Here is a 15,647-nt window from a genome sequence, read left to right on the forward strand (position 1 = left end):
TAAAACAGCTTATATTTTGAACGCTGTTGCCGCTGGCTGCAACGTTTAAACCGCCCTCTTTTTTCTCCACATCCTTTAGCGGCCTTAATTAGCGATGCACTTCGCCGCACAGCAGGACCACGCCGGGCCGCACTTTATGAATGCGATCCGCCATGGTTTCACAGGCCGCTTTCGTCGGGTAAATACGCTCCGATACCGGCAGGGCATCGCAGGCGTCATGGCCGCAGGCGCTCACTAACAACACAAATCCAATCAACATGGCTCGACTCCTTTACACGGTCTCGTTGGTACGGACTGTGATGCTAAGATTCCTTTTTTACGATCCAGTATAGACAAACGTGTCGGCAAGGCATTATCAGCCAGAGCGGTATGGCGTATCAGGAGAAAAACCAGGCGGGCAGCAGGGCGATAAGGTTGTTAAGGGTGTGCAGGAAAATCGGCAGGGCCAGGCTGTTGCTGCGCAGGCGCGCATAGCAGAGCAGCAGGGAAAAGAGCGTCAGCGCCACCAGGGTTTCCCAGTGAACATATTGCGTATGCATCGCCGCAAACAGCAGTGAGGTCAGCAGCATACAGGCGAAGCGGCTGCGCGGCGCCCACAGAAGAAATCCCTGCAGCAGAAAGCCGCGGAACAGCACCTCTTCAAACACCGGCGCCAGCAGCACGGCGGTAAGCAGCAGGATCAGCATCGAATTGCGTCCCTGGTGCGCCTGCTCCACCAGCCAGCCTTCAGGCTGCAAAAACTGCGTCTGCGCCGCCATCAGCACAAAGAGTACGAGGATAAAAAAGAGCGTCTGACGAACGCGCAGCTCTCCCAGCGGCAGATCGCTGCGGCGCTGGCAATAGAAGCGGTAGAGCGGGTAGATCACGGCGAATTCAAACAGGCAGAGCACCGGCACCAGAAGCCCGTCGTTACGCAGCACGCCGTAGTTGGGAAACAGCGTAATCAGCATCGTCACGAGGTAATAGACCACAAAGCTGCCGACGTAGAACAGCGTCAACGTCACTCTGTCGGGATTGGTGTTCATAGGCGACCCAGCCATCGAAGGAAAGCGCATAGTAGCAACGCGCCCGATCCCTGTCGAGGGAGGCGCGCGTACAAACTTAGCGCAGTAAATTACCGCCCCAGGCTAAATCCGCGACGGTGCGCGCCGATAACCGCTTAATCCTGTTCGGCTCCCCTGCGTCAGCCGTCGACCCGCTGTCGCCCGAACGCATTTAACCGTTTTGCTGTGAGCGCCCCTGATGACATTTGTTCCACCGCAATCGCCGTCGCGCCGCTTTGCGCCGGCGGCTGAAGAGCGCACGCGCCGCAGCCTGCGCATCTTTTCGCTGCTGCTTGCCGTCGTGCTGCTGCTGGTCGTGCTGATGGTGCTCGTCATCGCCCAGCGGCAGAACCGCGACGCGACGGATCAGGATCGACAGCGGCTGCTCCAGGCGTGGGAAGCCCGGCAGGAGACGATGCTGACCGACGTGCGCGACTACGCCTTCTGGGGTGAGGCGTGGCGCAACCTGCACCTGACGCTCAACACGCGCTGGGCCTGGGATGAGGAGAATCTTGGCCCGGATCTCTATAACGAGTATCACTACGAAGGCGTTTTTGTCGTGGATAGCGCGGGCCGCACGCGCTACGCGGTGATCAATGGAAAACTCACCGATCTGCCGCTGGAGGCCTGGCTCGGCGCCCAGAGCGCCTCGCTGCTGCGCGACGCGCGCAGGCTGCAGCACGCGGCGCTGGCGCAAAACGCCGTTATTGCGCGCCAGCCCGCCCTTGTGGTGGCGGCCCCCATCTCGATGGGCAAGGCGTCGCGCCTCGCTGAGCCGCCCGGCGCGCCGTCGGTGCTGGTGTTTGTTAACCTGTTTACCCCCGCGAAGTTAGAGGCGCTGGGCAAGATGCTCGACGTCTGGGCACTGCGCGGCGCGGCGCAGGCTGACGCGCCTCAGCCTGCGAGCCTGACGCTCGGGGCGGCAGGGGGCGAAGCGGTGACGCTGCGCTGGCAGCCGAAAATGCCGGGCACGGGCCTGCTGATGCTGCTGCTGCCGATACTGGCGGCGGTGGCGCTGGTCACCGGCTGGATTACACGCCGCGTCAGCCGCCACGCGCTGCATCACGCCCTTCTCTCCGATCGCCGCTTCGCCATGCTGACCCTTAGCCAGCAGGAGCTGGCCAACAGCGAAGCGCGCTTTCGCGATCTGGCAGAAGCCGCCTCGGACTGGATCTGGGAAACCGATGAGCAGGGGCGGCTGATCTATCTCTCTTCACGCTTTCATCGCCTGACCGGCCACGCCATCGCCGACTGGATGGGAGAGCATATCGACCGTCTGCTGACCCATCCGAGTCATTCGCTGGTGGCCTGGCTGATGCGCCAGGAGAGCAACGGCTCCTCCGCGCCGCTGCGCTGCCAGTTTATGAGCGCGCAGGGCGAACGGCGCATTGGTCATCTGGTGGCGAAAACCATCTGGCAAGAGGGCGCCGCGCCGGCTTTCGCGGCACGGTGTCCGATATTACCCAGAGTATGGAGGCGGAGGCGCGCATCCAGTTCCTGTCGCGCCATGACGCGCTGACGGGACTCGCCAACCGCATTCAGCTGCAGGAGTATTTAACGCGCCATCTGGAGCTGCCTCAGCCGCTGGCGATCCTCAGCCTCGATCTCGATCAGTTCAGACCGCTGAACGATAACTGGGGGCACGCGGCGGGCGAGCAGGTGCTGAATCAGCTGGCGCAGCGGCTGCAGCGCGGCGTCGGCGCCCACGAGCTGGCGGCGCGGCTGGGAGACGACGAATTTGTGCTGGTGCTGCAGGAGAGCGACGCAGGCGAAATAGCGCGCCGCTGCGCCCGGCTGCTGCAGGAGGTGCAGCTGCCGATCTACACGGGCCAGCAGGCGCACTACCTTACCGCCAGCGTCGGTATCGCCTGCGCGCCGCAGGACGCCAGCCATCCTGAGGCGCTGCTGCGCATGGCGGATATCGCCCTTAACGAGGCGCGCGCGGCGGGGCGCAACCGCTGGGTCTGGTACGCCAGCAATATGGCCAGCCAGCGCGAGCATAAGCGCGAGATGGTGCAGCGCCTCGAGCAGGCGCTGCGCAACGATGAGTTCTGCCTGCATTACCAGCCGCGCTATCAGCTGCAAAGCGGCAGGCTGGCGGGCGCGGAGGCGCTGATCCGCTGGCAGCCTTCGGACGGCGAGACGATCGCGCCCGATCGCTTTATTCCTCTGGCGGAGGAGAACGGCCTGATTGTCGCCATTAGCGACTGGGTGCTGGCGCGCGCCTGCCGCGACGCCAGCGGCTGGGGGGCGGATCGCTATGTATCGGTCAATATCTCGCCGGTAGAGTTTCGCACTCATGATTTAGTGCAGCGCGTTGCGCACGCGCTGGAGAGCAGCGGACTGCCCGCGACGCGGCTGGAGCTGGAGATCACGGAAAACGTCACCTTCGACCATCCGCAGCAGGCGCTGGAGGTGATGCAGGCGCTGCGCGCGCTCGGCGTCAGGCTGACGGTCGACGATTTCGGCACCGGCTATGCGGCGCTCGGCTATCTGAAGACCTTTCCATTTAACGGTCTGAAGATCGATCGTTCCTGGATAAAGGATTTCCCGGAGTCACAGCAGGCAGCGTCGGTCGTGGCGGGTATTATCGCGCTGGCGCATGCGTTTGCGCTGACGATTACGGCGGAAGGGATTGAGACAGAAGCGCAGCTCGACCAGCTAAAGCGGCTCTCCTGCGAAGAGGGGCAGGGCTACTTTCTGGGACGCCCCGTGCCGCTGGCGGTCTTTACTGCGCTTCTGGAGACAACATCTCAACAGGTTCGGGCTTAACGCACTTTAACCGCTACAGCGGTCATCAGAACGGCAAAGCCCACAAAAATTGCCAGTTCCATAGGATCCTCCGAGGAAAATTCCTAATAATTTTAGCCAGCCGCTGAGGGAAATTTGTTCAGTAAGTGCGATTTATCTGAAAAATTCGGTGCGATCGGCCGCCTGCTGGCGATCTTTTTAGCCGCAAAGGGTTAAGGCGAGGGCGCGCCTTTGCTACTCTCTGGGGCGAGTTCACCACGTCCATGAGGAGAAAACGTGAAATATTATGGAAAAGCGCTGCTGGCGCTGGGAATGTTCGCCTTAGCCGGCTGCCAGTCGGCGACTAAAACCGAAAGCGCTGCGGCAGGCGCGGATGCGGCAAGCGACACCTGTGGTGCTTCGCAGTATCAGAGCTACGTCGGCAAACCGCTCAGCGCGGCCAGCAGCGTGCGTCTGGAGACGCCGGTACGCGCCATCCGCTGGAACAGCGCGGTGACAATGGACTTTAATCTGCACCGCCTCAACTTCCTGGCGGACAAAGATGATGTTATCACCCAGGTTTACTGCGGCTGAGCCGTCATAAAAAAAGCGTCGCACTGTCACGCGCTGGTCATCAACCAGGCTGAGTATAGAGAGCGGATAACAGAGATTTCCACGTCACTCTCAATATGCAATGCTCGTCTTGTTTATTCCCGCTTCGGCGGGAATTTTTTTAGCCTATTCCGATGAACCGGTCTCCATTAGCTGCGCCAGCAGTTGACGATAATTTTCCAGGCGGCGCGCGTCGCCTTCCACCTCCAGCCGCTCAATAACGCGCGCGATCACCGCTTTATTGGTAGCGGGCTCGCCAGCCTCCATTAGCTCGCGCAGGATCACCGCCAGCAGATCGGACTCCTGCGGCGCGTTCCACGCCGGGCTGTTGAAATAGTCCACAATCGCACGGCTGGCACTGTTTTGAGTTCTCATATCCACCTCCGCTAAGGCGACGGCGCGTCTGTCACGACCTGCGCAGCGCAGCGTGAAAGTCAACGTAAAGGGTAACTGTGGACCTCGCCGCGACAGGATGTGGCGGAGGCGTTAGCGCAGCCGGAACGGGGCGCCGACGCCAGAGAAACTGGCGTTTTTTTAAACATACAACCGACACCGGAACTTGTCAGTAACAGCCTGACATATTTTTTCATCTCTGCTGACACGCCAGCGGGAATGCCCTCACGATTCACTGCAAAAAAGCGCTAACGCCCTCTGCGGGAGGGTGAAAAGGGCCTCAGACAGCGAAAAACGGTTTTTTTCATTTCGTGCCATGATTTGCCGCTCAGCAACAGGGAGCCGTTGTTAAACTCTCTTCTCCCTCTGATAGCGCCAGTTTGCTCATGCCACGCACAATAGAATCCTGGAAAATCAATCTTATCTCCGTCTGGTTCGGCTGTTTTTTCACCGGCCTGGCCATCAGCCAGATCATTCCTTTTTTGCCGCTCTATATCGAACAGCTTGGGATCACCGACGGCGATGCGCTTAGCCTCTGGTCGGGGCTCACCTTTAGCATCACCTTTGTGATCTCGGCCGCCGTCGCGCCGCTGTGGGGCAGCCTCGCCGATCGCAAAGGACGCAAGCTGATGCTGCTGCGCGCCGCCTCAGGCATGGGGATAGTGATCCTGCTGCAGGCCTTTGTCACCCAGGCCTGGCAGCTGCTGCTGCTGCGCGCCCTGATGGGGCTGACCTCGGGTTATATCCCCAACGCCATGGCGCTGGTGGCGGCGCAGGTGCCGCGCGACCGCAGCGGCTGGGCGCTGAGCTGCGTCTCCACCGGCCAGATCGGCGGGGTGATCCTTGGGCCGATGCTCGGTGGGCTGCTGGCGGACTGGGTCGGCCTGCGCATGGTCTTTATCGTTACCGCCGCGCTGCTGCTGGTGAGCTTCCTGGTGACGCTGTTGCTGATTAAAGAGACCGGCTATAAGCCGGTCAGTAAAAAGGAGAAGCTGAGCGGGCGCGAGGTGTTCGCCTCGCTTGATAACCCCAGGCTGATGCTCTGCCTGTTTGTCACCACGATGGTGATCCAGATGTGCAACGGCTCGGTTAACCCGATTCTGACGCTGTTCGTGCGCGAGCTGGCGCCGACGGCGGACAATATCGCCTTTCTCAGCGGGGTTATCGCCGCGCTGCCCGGCATCTCGGCGCTGATTGCCGCGCCGCGCCTCGGCAGGCTGGGCGACCGCATCGGCACCCAGCGTATTCTGCTGGCGACCATGGTGGCGTCGCTGCTGCTGCTGATCGCCATGTCTTTCGTCACCAGCGCCACCCAGCTCGGCGTGCTGCGCTTTCTGCTCGGCTTTGCCGACGGCGCGATGATGCCTGCGGTGCAGACGCTGCTGGTGCGCCACTCGCGTGACAACATTACCGGCCGTATCTTCGGCTACAACCAGTCGTTTATGTATCTCGGCAACGTCGCCGGTCCGCTGCTCGGCGCCGCGGTGTCGGCGCTGAGCGGCTACCGCTGGGTTTTCTTCGCCACCGCGCTGGTGGTGCTGATTAACGTGCTGCTGCTGAAGCGCTTTTACCGCCGTCCGCGCACCCTGCTGGAGCCGAAGGGGAGAAGCGCAGCGCATAGCGCCAGCGACGCTGAGTCAACAGAAACTCGGCGCTAACGCTCGGGCTCCAGGAGTCGTCGCCGCCCACGCCCATATGCGCGGCGTCCAGATGCAGCCAGCATCCCGGCTCCGCGCGCAGCAGATGGCGATGCGACGCGTCGCGCAGCTGCTCAAGGCTGTAGCGGCTCAGCGAGAAGCTGAACGCGCCGCTGACGCGCCAGCCTTCCGCCTCGAGCCAGCGCGTGCCGCCGCGCAGGCCGTTTTCGCTCGGGAAGACGTAGGGCGTGTGCAGCGCGTCGAGCGGCAGCTGCCAGCGCGAAAACTGCGCCGCCAGCTGGCGGTCCGGGTAGTTTTCATGGGGGCCAAGCCCCAGCCAGGCAACCTGCTGCGGCGCGTCGGCGAGCTGGCAGCGCAGGCCGATGCGCGCCGGGGCGGGCGCGTCGGCGGCCTGTTCCACCTCTACCTCCAGATACATTTCGCCCTGCGCGTCGAACCGGTAGCGCTTATGGCTAAGAAAGGCCAGCCTGCCCTGGGCATACCAGCCGTGCAGCACGCTGATCTGCACCGCGTTCGACAGCGTCTCCGTCTCGATGCGCGCTACGCGGTGGGTCATGGCGTCATAGCCGGCCGCTTTCCAGCGCTCCGACCAGGCGTTGGGATCGACGCGCTCCGCTTCGCTGGTGCCGATATCGTTATCGAGCGGCGCGCGGATAAAGCAGTCCTGAAGCGGCGACAGCAGCATCGGCCGATCGTCAACAAACCACTGCGTCAGCTCGCCGCTCTGGCGGCTAAAGTGCCAGCGCTGGCCGCGGTGCGTCACCGCGATAACCGCCTGTTGCGCGTTAAGCGTCGGCGGCTCGCCCTGCGGCGGCAGCGGCGGAAGCGCCAGCGCGGCGGGCAGCGGCCACTGGTGCCAGGCGACGCGCCAGTCGGCGTCTGACCAGGGGGTTGCGGCGCGCTGATGAACGGCGACGTTGAGCCAGCACTCCCCGGTGAGTTTCTCCAGCGGCGGAATGCTGAAGCGCTGCGTTCCCTGCGGCGCGATATCGAGCGCGGCTTCGCCCTGCGCCACCACGTCTCCCTGCTGCTCGACGCGCCAGCGCAGCACCTCGTTATCGCTGTGGCGGAACAGGTAGTCGCTGCTGACGCTAAAGCGCCAGGGATCGTCGGCGTCCGGCGTAAAGTGGAAGAACTGCTGCGCGCGCTGCGCTTCAAACAGCGCCGGGTGCGGCGTGCGGTCGGCGAACACCAGCCCGTTCATACAAAACTGGCGGTCGTTGGGCTTGTCGCCAAAGTCACCGCCGTAGGCCTGCCAGGGCTGTCCGTTTTCATCGTAGCGCGTCAGGCTCTGATCGACCCAGTCCCAGACGAAGCCGCCCTGCAGGCGCGGAAACTGACGAAACGCCTGCCAGTACTTCGCAAAGCCGCCGAGGCTGTTGCCCATGGCGTGCGCATATTCACACAGGATCAGCGGCCGGTTTTCCCCCGGCAGGCCGATCCACTTTTTCAGCGACCATTTCGGCACGGCGGGAAAGGGCTGGTCTTCATCGACGCGCGCATACATCGGGCAGAGAATATCGGTTGCCGCGCTGTTGGCGCCGCCGCCTTCATACTGTACGGGCCGCGTCGCATCAGCGCTTTTTACCCAGCGATAGAGGGCGTCGTGCGTGCTGCCGTGACCTGACTCATTGCCCAGCGACCAGATAATAATGCTGCAGTGGTTGCGATCGCGCTGCACCATGCGCGTGACGCGTTCGCTGAAGGCGGCGAACCAGCGCGGATCGTCCGCCAGACGGCTCATGGGCTGCATGCCGTGGGTTTCAATATTGGCTTCGTCGACCACGTACAGGCCGTAGCGGTCGCACAGCCGGTACCAGAGCGGATGGTTAGGGTAGTGGGAACAGCGCACCGCATTGAAGTTATGCTGCTTCATCAGCTCGATGTCGCGCCGCATCGTCACCTCATCCACCACCTGGCCGCTCTCTGGATGGTGCTCGTGACGGTTTACGCCGCGTATCAGCAGCGGCTGGCCGTTCAGGCAGAGCAGGCCGTTTTCGATGGCGACACGGCGGAAACCGATATCGTACGCCTCGACCTCAATCGTTTCGCCCTGCGCGTCGAGCAGCGCCAGCGTGGCGCGGTAGAGCGTCGGCGTTTCAGCGCTCCACAGCGCGGGCGCGTCAACGTGCAGGCGTAGCTCGGCGCGATCCGCATAGTTGCCGCGCTCGTCGATAATTGCGCTGCCGAGCGGCTGCTCGACGACGCCCGCCTGCGCGCCCTCGCGCCACAGGGTCAGTCGCAAACGCAGCGCCTTGTCCTGAGCGGTCACGCGCACGCGCGCCACCAGATCCGCGCTGCGGTATTCGGGACTGAGCTGCGTCTCCAGCTGGAGGTCCGCCAGATGGGGCGTCGGCTTATGCAGCAGCGAGACGTCGCGGAAAATGCCGCTCATGCGCCACATATCCTGATCTTCCAGCCAGGTGCCGTCGCTCCAGCGCAGCACCATGACCGCCAGCCGGTTAGCGCCCGGCACCAGCGCCGCGCTAAGGTCAAATTCGGCGGGCAGACGACTGTCCTGGGAGTAGCCGATAAAGCGGCCGTTGCACCAGAGATAGAAGGCGGAGCTGACGCCGTCGAAGATGATGCGGGTCTGCCCCTCCGCAGGCCAGCCGTGGTCAAGATTAAATGTGAGCGAATAACAACCTGTTGGGTTCTCCTGCGGCACGCAGGGCGGCGTTGCGGCGATGGGATACTGAACGTTGGTGTAAACAGGCGCGTCGTAGCCGTGCAGCTGCCAGTTAGAGGGCACCGGCAGAACGGCGGCGTCGGGCAGATCTTCCTGCAGCCAGCGCTCTGGCACCGCCTCAGGGCAGCTGAAGTAGCTGAAGTTCCAGCTGCCGTTCAGGCTGCGCTGCGCGAGAGAGGGACGGTCGTCGCGCGCTGCCGCTTCGCTGCGCCAGCTGGCGAAGGGAGGATGTGCGTCAAGGCGATTCAGGCTGGTAACGACCGGATTTTCCCAGTCGCGGCGGGTAAGAAGTTGGCTCAGTGAGATCGGCGGCGTTGGCATAGGGGGATCCTTAATTTGTATTGCGCTCACAATGCAATGTTTTCCGCTGGCTGTAAAGAGCGGCAGCGAGGCGACAGCCGCGCTTTTTTAGCGGACGCTGCGCCGCAGCGGGCTGGAATGCGGGATTTGTGTCGCCTTAGTGCCAGTAAATTGTTAAGCCTGGTATGCAAGGATTAATAGCGCCCCGAGTCAGAGAATTCTCTCTTGTCGGCCCGTTTTGACGCTCATACACTCAGCCCGATTTCATCCACCCAGAGGTTGTTATGGTACGCATTATTAAAGTTGCCGCGGTTGTGGCGCTGATCGCCGCGCTGAGCGGCTGTATTTTTCCGCCTCCGGGCGGCGGCTGGGGAGGCCCTGGCGGCGGCGGTGGTGGCGGCTGGGGCGGTCCCGGTCACGGTTTCGCTGGCCCGCATTAATCCCGCATAATCTCTATTATATTCCGGGCTGAAACGATTTACGTCTCGCTTAATTAACGGTAAAACGTTTCTCCCGCTTCTTAAAATAGGTTTAGCCCCTGTTTTAATAAAAGTGGTGATAAAGCGCTGAGCAAAATCGGCCAAAAGCGCTGTTTTTTTATTTTGCTGAGTGATACCGTCTGCTTTTATTTAGCCACGGGACAAGGGCATGAAGAACCTTATCGCTGAATTACTGGTAAAACTGGCGGCAAAAGAAGAAGAGTCTAAAGAACTGGTGGCTCAGGTTGAGGCGCTGGAAATTATCGTAACGGCGATGCTGCGCAAGCTGGATCCCGAACAACAGCACGCTATCGCCGCAGGTATTGATAATGCGATGCACAATGCTAACGCTGACGCCAGTAATGAAGACGCGCTTCTGTTACGCAACTACCTGGATAAATTACTTAACCATCCGCGCGTCTGATTGTAAATAGTCCGGCAGTGCGATCGCTGCTGCAAATTTGCGCAAAAATCCACCGCTCTGTTTATCTCGTGCCAGAATTAACGGACTATTCATAGAGGGAGTCATACCATGAAAGTGCATTTAGCGGCAGTCGTGATGGCGGGTCTGCTGGTCAGCGGCGTCAGCGTAGCGCAGGCCGCTGAAAAAACGGCGCAGCAGCAAAAAATGACGCAGTGCAACCAGCACGCCAGCACGCAAAATCTCAAGGGTGACGCGCGTAAATCTTTTATGAGCGAATGCCTGAAGAAAGAGAGCAAGATTTCCGGCATGACGCCGCAGCAGGTGAAAATGAAAACCTGTAATAGTGAAGCGAGCGATAAAAAGCTCAGCGGTGACGCCCGTAAAACCTTTATGAGTTCCTGCCTGAAAAAAGCCTGATACCTTATTTATAACGGCCGCACTGCGGCCGTACGCATTCTTTTGCCTCTCCCGCTCCGCTTTTTTATCCGTTTACACTTGCTAAAACTTTAAACCGGCAGCTTAACAACGGGTTAAACGCTTTTTCTCTTTTCCGACTCTGCCTTTCGCTTTCTTTTGCCACACTTACTTTTTGCAGGGGAATAGCGGCGCCCGCACGGGACGCCCTGGTGAATAACGACAAAGAAGGAGCCGAGTCATGAATTATCAGCCTGTCATCGCCTTAAAAGATCTGCCCGACCGCCAGCCGACCAAAACAAAAATAGCCGATACCGATATTCTGCTGGTGCGCGATGGAGAACAGGTGCGCGCCTTTCAGGCCACCTGCCCACATGCGGGTGCGCCGCTGGAGCAGGGCGCTATCTGCGGCGATAAACTGGTTTGTCCCTGGCATAAAGCGGTGTTTGCGCTGGAGGATGGCCATATGTGCGAACCGCTGGCGCTGGCGGATCTCAAACAGTTTCCGCTGCGCGTCGAGAACGGCATCGTGCAGGTCAACCCTAAACCGATGTCATCTGCGACGCCCATCGGCAGCGGCGGCGAGGCGCCGGTGTATGCGGTGCTTGGCGGCGGCGCAGCTGGCAGCGCCGCCATCTGGACGCTGCGGCGCGAAGGGTTTAAAGGAAAGGTGGTGCTGGTGGAGCGCGAGCCGGAAGCGCCGTACGACCGCACCGCGCTGACCAAATTCGTTCCCTCCGGCAAGATGGATATCAAGGATGTGCCGCGCATCCTGAAAGAGGACATTTTGCAGCATGTCGATCGCCTGCAGGGGGAGGTGACGCGTCTCGACACGCGTGAACAGCGAATCCACTTCGCCGACGGCACGTCGCTCTTTTACGATAAGCTGCTGATCGCATCCGGCGGCGCGCCCCAGCGTCCCGAACTGCCCGGCAGCGAGCTGGCGGGCGTACACCTGCTGCGTTCGCTGGCGCAGGCTGACGCGCTGCTGCAGGAGGTCGATCAGAGCCAGCAGCTGGTGATTATCGGCAACAGTTTTATCGGCATGGAGATGGCGTCGGCGCTGCGCAATCGCGACGTTGAGGTAAGCGTGGTGGCACGGCATCCGCTGCCTTTTGCGCGTCAGTTCGGCGAGCAGATCGGCCGCTATTTCCGCGATCTGCACGGCAGCAACGGCGTACACTTTGTCGACGGCGAGCCAGCGGCGCTGGAGGGGGAACATCAGGTTACCGCGCTGCGCCTGCAGGATGGCCGCCGCATCAAAGCGGACGTGGTGCTGCTGGCGACCGGTATTCAGCCAGTCACCGGCTTTATTCACGATCTGCCGCTGCGCGAGGATGGCAGCCTGCTGGCCGACAGCCAGCTGCGCGTGACGCCAGACGTCTGGGTGGCGGGGGATAGTGCCAGCTATCTGACGCCGCAGGGGCCGCTGCGCGTCGAGCACTATCGCGTCGCCCACCAGCAGGGGCGCATCGCCGCCTTTAATATGCTGGACAAGCGCATGATGTACGATCGGGTGCCCTTTTTCTGGACCACGCACTTCGGCACGCGCTACGAGTATCTCGGCCATGCCGACAAGTGGGATGAGTATCGCCTGATCGGCTCGCTGGAGAAGAAAACCTTTATCGCCCTCTACGGCCAGCAGGGCAAGCTCGCGGCGGCGTTCTCCTGCGGCATGTATACGCTGACCGCAGCGCTGGTGCTGGAGATGCAGCAGCCGATGACCATGGAACAGGCGCTGGCGACGGTGGCGAGCTACCAGCAGTAGCGAAGGCGGGCGGAGCGGACGCTCCGCCCCGCATATTACTTTTTGCTCAGCGCTTCAGACTTCGCCATGCACTGCTGCATCGCCTCCATAACGGCGGCGCGGAAACCTTTCTCTTCCAGCACCTTCACCGCTTCGATAGTGGTGCCGCCGGGCGAGCAGACCATATCTTTCAGCTCGGCGGGGTGTTTGCCGCTCTCCAGCACCATCTGGGCAGAGCCTTTTACCGCCTGGGCGGCGAACTGATAGGCCTGGGCGCGCGGCATGCCGCCGAGCACGGCGGCGTCCGCCATCGCTTCGATAAACATAAAGACGTAGGCGGGCGCGGAGCCGCTGACGCCGACCACCGAGTGAATCAGATATTCGCTCACCACGGCCGCCTTGCCAAAGCTCTCAAACATCGTCACGACTTCGTCGATCTCCGGCTGCTCAACCAGCACGTTCGGCGTAACCGAGGTCATGCCTTCGTTGACCAGCGCGGGCGTGTTCGGCATCACGCGGACAATTTTGCGGTCATGGCCCAGCACCGTCGCCAGCGAGTCCAGCGTCACGCCCGCGGCGATAGAGATCACCAGCGCCTCTTTCTTCAGCTGGCTGGCCAGATCTTTCAGCACTTTCAGGATAACGTTAGGTTTGACCGCGCCGAACAGAATATCTACCTCGCGCGCCAGCACCTCGGCGCTTTCGGCGGCCTGAATGCCGTACTCGCGCGCCAGCGCCTCGTTGGTTTCCGCCTTGCGGTCAAATACCCAGATGTTCGAGGGCGCGATCTGACCGCTTTTCACCAGCCCGCCGATAATGGCTTTGGCCATATTGCCGCCGCCGATAAACCCAATTTTCTTCTCCAGCATCGCCGTATCCTTAAGAAAGTTCGAAAATCTTAACGTGTTAGCTTACTTCAGCCAGGATTAATAACAAGTCAGCAAGGAGAACACTGCATGGGCGACAATGAAAATCAAAGCCGGCACTACCCGGTCAAAGAGAATATGCCGTGGCAACGCCTCGAGTGGCGCATTCAGCATGTGGGCTTCGTGCTGCTGCTGCTGATTGTGATCGCCGGGGCAGCCGGTCTCTTTTCCAAAGGATGGCTGAGCAATCAACGCGTTGTCAGCGCGGACAGGCGGCTGAGCGTCGACTATGAGCGTTTCGGGCGACGCGAAAGCAACATGGATATGACGCTGCGCCTGAAGCAGCTGCGCGGCGACGCTTACCAGATCAGGCTGCGCGGTCCGCAGCTCGACAGTATACAGCTACAGACCCTGCAGCCGCAGCCGGATGAGGCCTGGAGCACCGGCGACAGCCTGGTGCTGCGCTGGCACCGGCGCGCGGATCAGCAGGAGGCCACCCTCTGGATCGGCACGCAGCCGCAAGACTTCGGCCGCTATCGCCTGTCCGTCACGCTGGACGAGGCCTCGACCGCGCGGTTTAGTCAGTTTATTTATCCCTAGGAGATTGGCATGGAAACGGTGTTACGCGCAGCCAGCATGTATCTGCTGTTGATGGTGGTATTTAAAATCGCCGGACGGCGCACGCTGATGGAGATGACCTCTTTTGATCTGATTTTGCTGCTGATTATCAGCGAGGCGACCCAGCAGGCGCTGCTCGGCGATGACTTTTCTGTTACCGGCGCCGGGTTGACCATCGTGACGCTGATCGTGATTGATATTGTATTCGGCGTGATGAAAACGCGCTTTCCCCGCATGGAGCGGCTGATTGACGGCTCTTCGCTGATTCTGGTGGAAGAGGGCAGGCTGCTGCACCAGCGGGCGAAGCGGGCAGGGATAGATGAAGAGGATATTCTGCAGAGCGCGCGCAGCTCGCAGGGACTGGAGCGGCTTGACCAAATAAAGTTTGCCATTCTGGAGAAGACCGGCAAGATCTCCATCATTCCCAAAGAGTAAGGAAAGAACATGGTTATCTGGGTTGATGCTGACGCCTGCCCCAACGTTATCAAAGAAGTGCTCTACCGCGCGGCGGATCGCACCAAAACGCAGGTGACCTTTGTCGCCAACCAGTCGCTGCGCGTGCCGCCCTCACCCTGGCTGAAAACGCTGCGCGTGCCTGCCGGGTTTGACGTTGCGGATAACGAGATCGTGAAGCGCGTGGAGAAGGGGGATCTGGTGATTACCGCCGATATTCCGCTGGCGGCGGAGGTGCTGGAGAAAGGGGGCGAGGCGCTTAATCCGCGCGGCGAACGCTATTCGCCCGCCACTATCCGCGAAAAGCTCACCCTGCGCGACTTTATGGATACCATGCGCGCCAGCGGCGTGCAAACCGGCGGCCCCGCGGCGATGAGTCCGCGAGACCGCCAGCAGTTCGCTAACGCGCTCGACAGCTGGCTGACGCAGCGTCAGCGCTGAAATCAGACGAAGCTGTCATCGTCGTCGTTAAAGCCGTCGAAGCTGTCATTACCGAGATCGTTGAAGTCATTATTGTCCGCGTAGTTGTTATCCCAGCCGTTGTTCTGGTCAAGGAAACCGCTGCCGCCGCTGTTAAAGGTATCGAGGTTCTCATCGACCTGCGGCAGCGGCGGTTCGTTAATGATATTCACAATCTCTTCCGGCTGAGAGTGGTGGAACAGGCTGGTCAGCATATCCGCCATCACCACGCCGCCTGCGACGCCGACCGCGGTTTGCAGCGCGCCGCCGAGGAAGCCGGTGCCGCGCGCCGGTGCGGCAGGGGCATTGTTATACTGCGGCTGCTGCGGTGCGTTGTTCCACGCCTGCTGCTGGGGCTGCTGCACAGGCGCAGGTGGTTGCTGACGCGAGCCGCCGCCGAACAGGCTCGACAGAAAACCGCCGCTGCTCTGCTGCTGAGGCTGCTGCTGCTGCTGCGCCAGACGGTTCTCCAGCTCGGTGATGCGATCGTTGAGTTTCTTCATCGCGGCTTCCTGAATCAGGATCGCCTGCGCCATATAGTAAGGCGCGCCGGGCTGCTGCTGCAGATGCTCTTTAATCAGCTGTTCCGCCGCCGCGTCACGCGGTCCGGTCTGGCTCTCGGCCTGTTTCAGACGGCTGAACAGACCCTCAATCAATTGGTGTTCCTGGCTATACATGATGGCTCTCCTGTTGAGATTAAATAAGTATATGGGGGCGGGGCGCGGCAAAGTAAAATCTGCCAGGTAAGCAAATGTTGCCGCC

The 15,647-nt window shown here is 61.1% G+C and carries 17 protein-coding genes; 11 read left to right on the top strand and 6 right to left on the bottom strand.

Annotated elements, in window-relative coordinates; genetic code table 11:
• Positions 1-88: 88 nt before the first annotated feature.
• Entirely contained in the window at positions 89-259 is a 171-nt protein-coding gene (locus MHZ97_RS00100; RefSeq protein ID WP_094078501.1) for a hypothetical protein, read from the bottom strand.
• Between the two features lie 118 nt (positions 260-377).
• Positions 378-1,025: a CPBP family intramembrane glutamic endopeptidase gene (locus tag MHZ97_RS00105; RefSeq protein ID WP_103795152.1), complete on the bottom strand. Its 648-nt coding sequence runs from the start codon at positions 1,023-1,025 to the stop codon at positions 378-380.
• A gap of 217 nt (positions 1,026-1,242) precedes the next feature.
• On the opposite strand from MHZ97_RS00105, the gene MHZ97_RS22340 reads away from it, so the two are divergent.
• The 3 genes from MHZ97_RS22340 (at position 1,243) to MHZ97_RS00115 (ending at position 4,367) form a co-directional block, all read left to right on the top strand.
• Entirely contained in the window at positions 1,243-2,562 is a 1,320-nt protein-coding gene (locus MHZ97_RS22340; protein WP_309242185.1) for a CHASE4 domain-containing protein, read from the top strand.
• On the top strand, positions 2,493-3,815 hold the full coding sequence (locus MHZ97_RS22345) for a bifunctional diguanylate cyclase/phosphodiesterase (RefSeq protein WP_309242184.1): 1,323 nt from the start codon (positions 2,493-2,495) through the stop codon (positions 3,813-3,815). The genes MHZ97_RS22340 and MHZ97_RS22345 overlap by 70 nt, the downstream gene beginning before the upstream one ends.
• Before the next feature lie 255 nt (positions 3,816-4,070).
• Entirely contained in the window at positions 4,071-4,367 is a 297-nt protein-coding gene (locus tag MHZ97_RS00115) for an I78 family peptidase inhibitor (protein ID WP_103795150.1), read from the top strand.
• A gap of 144 nt (positions 4,368-4,511) precedes the next feature.
• On the opposite strand, the gene MHZ97_RS00120 is transcribed toward MHZ97_RS00115, so the two are convergent.
• Positions 4,512-4,760: a biofilm development regulator YmgB/AriR family protein gene (locus MHZ97_RS00120; RefSeq protein ID WP_103795149.1), complete on the bottom strand. Its 249-nt coding sequence runs from the start codon at positions 4,758-4,760 to the stop codon at positions 4,512-4,514.
• Between the two features lie 404 nt (positions 4,761-5,164).
• On the opposite strand from MHZ97_RS00120, the gene MHZ97_RS00125 reads away from it, so the two are divergent.
• On the top strand, positions 5,165-6,436 hold the full coding sequence (locus MHZ97_RS00125) for a multidrug efflux MFS transporter (protein WP_103795148.1): 1,272 nt from the start codon (positions 5,165-5,167) through the stop codon (positions 6,434-6,436).
• Here MHZ97_RS00125 and MHZ97_RS00130 read toward each other — a convergent pair.
• A complete protein-coding gene (locus tag MHZ97_RS00130; protein ID WP_239313198.1) occupies positions 6,321-9,446 on the bottom strand; it encodes a beta-galactosidase in 3,126 nt (1,041 codons plus the stop codon). The two genes, MHZ97_RS00125 and MHZ97_RS00130, sit on opposite strands and share 116 nt — an antisense overlap.
• A 263-nt stretch (positions 9,447-9,709) precedes the next feature.
• Here MHZ97_RS00130 and MHZ97_RS00135 point away from each other — a divergent pair, with 263 nt between their 5' ends.
• From MHZ97_RS00135 to MHZ97_RS00150, 4 genes are all read left to right on the top strand, one after another.
• A complete protein-coding gene (locus tag MHZ97_RS00135) occupies positions 9,710-9,865 on the top strand; it encodes a hypothetical protein (protein WP_239313195.1) in 156 nt (51 codons plus the stop codon).
• A 208-nt stretch (positions 9,866-10,073) separates the two neighbouring features.
• The gene (gene iraP / locus MHZ97_RS00140; protein ID WP_103795147.1) at positions 10,074-10,328 is read left to right on the top strand and encodes an anti-adapter protein IraP; all 255 of its coding nucleotides are present in this window, start codon (positions 10,074-10,076) and stop codon (positions 10,326-10,328) included.
• A gap of 108 nt (positions 10,329-10,436) precedes the next feature.
• Positions 10,437-10,745 (top strand): PsiF family protein, encoded by a 309-nt coding sequence (locus MHZ97_RS00145; RefSeq protein ID WP_239313192.1) that lies wholly within the window; start codon positions 10,437-10,439, stop codon positions 10,743-10,745.
• Positions 10,746-10,983: 238 nt separating this feature from the next.
• On the top strand, positions 10,984-12,510 hold the full coding sequence (locus tag MHZ97_RS00150) for an FAD-dependent oxidoreductase (RefSeq protein WP_239313189.1): 1,527 nt from the start codon (positions 10,984-10,986) through the stop codon (positions 12,508-12,510).
• A gap of 35 nt (positions 12,511-12,545) precedes the next feature.
• Here the strand turns inward: MHZ97_RS00150 and proC are convergent, their stop codons facing one another.
• Positions 12,546-13,358, bottom strand: a complete 813-nt coding sequence (gene proC / locus MHZ97_RS00155) for a pyrroline-5-carboxylate reductase (RefSeq protein ID WP_239313169.1) — start codon at positions 13,356-13,358, stop codon at positions 12,546-12,548.
• An 87-nt stretch (positions 13,359-13,445) separates the two neighbouring features.
• Here proC and MHZ97_RS00160 point away from each other — a divergent pair, with 87 nt between their 5' ends.
• The 3 genes from MHZ97_RS00160 to MHZ97_RS00170 are packed head-to-tail and all read left to right on the top strand — an operon-like array spanning position 13,446 to position 14,867.
• Complete coding sequence (locus MHZ97_RS00160) at positions 13,446-13,955, top strand: hypothetical protein (RefSeq protein ID WP_103795143.1); 510 nt, start codon at positions 13,446-13,448, stop codon at positions 13,953-13,955.
• Positions 13,956-13,964: 9 nt separating this feature from the next.
• Positions 13,965-14,408, top strand: coding sequence for a DUF421 domain-containing protein (locus MHZ97_RS00165; protein ID WP_103795142.1), 444 nt, complete (start codon positions 13,965-13,967; stop codon positions 14,406-14,408).
• Positions 14,409-14,417: 9 nt separating this feature from the next.
• Complete coding sequence (locus tag MHZ97_RS00170) at positions 14,418-14,867, top strand: YaiI/YqxD family protein (RefSeq protein ID WP_103795141.1); 450 nt, start codon at positions 14,418-14,420, stop codon at positions 14,865-14,867.
• Positions 14,868-14,869: 2 nt separating this feature from the next.
• Here the strand turns inward: MHZ97_RS00170 and MHZ97_RS00175 are convergent, their stop codons facing one another.
• Positions 14,870-15,562, bottom strand: coding sequence for a DUF2076 domain-containing protein (locus MHZ97_RS00175; RefSeq protein ID WP_239313147.1), 693 nt, complete (start codon positions 15,560-15,562; stop codon positions 14,870-14,872).
• Positions 15,563-15,647: the final 85 nt, after the last annotated feature.

This window comes from Pantoea sp. ACRSC (assembly GCF_022346785.1).
Classification (GTDB): Bacteria; Pseudomonadota; Gammaproteobacteria; order Enterobacterales; family Enterobacteriaceae; genus Pantoea; species Pantoea alvi.

Excerpts from the sequence above, each read along its gene's own strand:
- MHZ97_RS00100 (WP_094078501.1), bottom strand. The coding sequence starts at position 259 with ATGTTGATTGGATTTGTGTTGTTAGTGAGCGCCTGCGGCCATGACGCC.
- MHZ97_RS00105 (WP_103795152.1), bottom strand. The coding sequence starts at position 1,025 with ATGAACACCAATCCCGACAGAGTGACGTTGACGCTGTTCTACGTCGGC.
- MHZ97_RS22340 (WP_309242185.1), top strand. The coding sequence starts at position 1,243 with ATGACATTTGTTCCACCGCAATCGCCGTCGCGCCGCTTTGCGCCGGCG.
- MHZ97_RS00120 (WP_103795149.1), bottom strand. The coding sequence starts at position 4,760 with ATGAGAACTCAAAACAGTGCCAGCCGTGCGATTGTGGACTATTTCAAC.
- MHZ97_RS00125 (WP_103795148.1), top strand. The coding sequence starts at position 5,165 with ATGCCACGCACAATAGAATCCTGGAAAATCAATCTTATCTCCGTCTGG.
- MHZ97_RS00130 (WP_239313198.1), bottom strand. The coding sequence starts at position 9,446 with ATGCCAACGCCGCCGATCTCACTGAGCCAACTTCTTACCCGCCGCGAC.
- MHZ97_RS00135 (WP_239313195.1), top strand. The coding sequence starts at position 9,710 with ATGGTACGCATTATTAAAGTTGCCGCGGTTGTGGCGCTGATCGCCGCG.
- iraP (WP_103795147.1), top strand. The coding sequence starts at position 10,074 with ATGAAGAACCTTATCGCTGAATTACTGGTAAAACTGGCGGCAAAAGAA.
- MHZ97_RS00145 (WP_239313192.1), top strand. The coding sequence starts at position 10,437 with ATGAAAGTGCATTTAGCGGCAGTCGTGATGGCGGGTCTGCTGGTCAGC.
- MHZ97_RS00150 (WP_239313189.1), top strand. The coding sequence starts at position 10,984 with ATGAATTATCAGCCTGTCATCGCCTTAAAAGATCTGCCCGACCGCCAG.
- proC (WP_239313169.1), bottom strand. The coding sequence starts at position 13,358 with ATGCTGGAGAAGAAAATTGGGTTTATCGGCGGCGGCAATATGGCCAAA.
- MHZ97_RS00160 (WP_103795143.1), top strand. The coding sequence starts at position 13,446 with ATGGGCGACAATGAAAATCAAAGCCGGCACTACCCGGTCAAAGAGAAT.
- MHZ97_RS00165 (WP_103795142.1), top strand. The coding sequence starts at position 13,965 with ATGGAAACGGTGTTACGCGCAGCCAGCATGTATCTGCTGTTGATGGTG.
- MHZ97_RS00170 (WP_103795141.1), top strand. The coding sequence starts at position 14,418 with ATGGTTATCTGGGTTGATGCTGACGCCTGCCCCAACGTTATCAAAGAA.
- MHZ97_RS00175 (WP_239313147.1), bottom strand. The coding sequence starts at position 15,562 with ATGTATAGCCAGGAACACCAATTGATTGAGGGTCTGTTCAGCCGTCTG.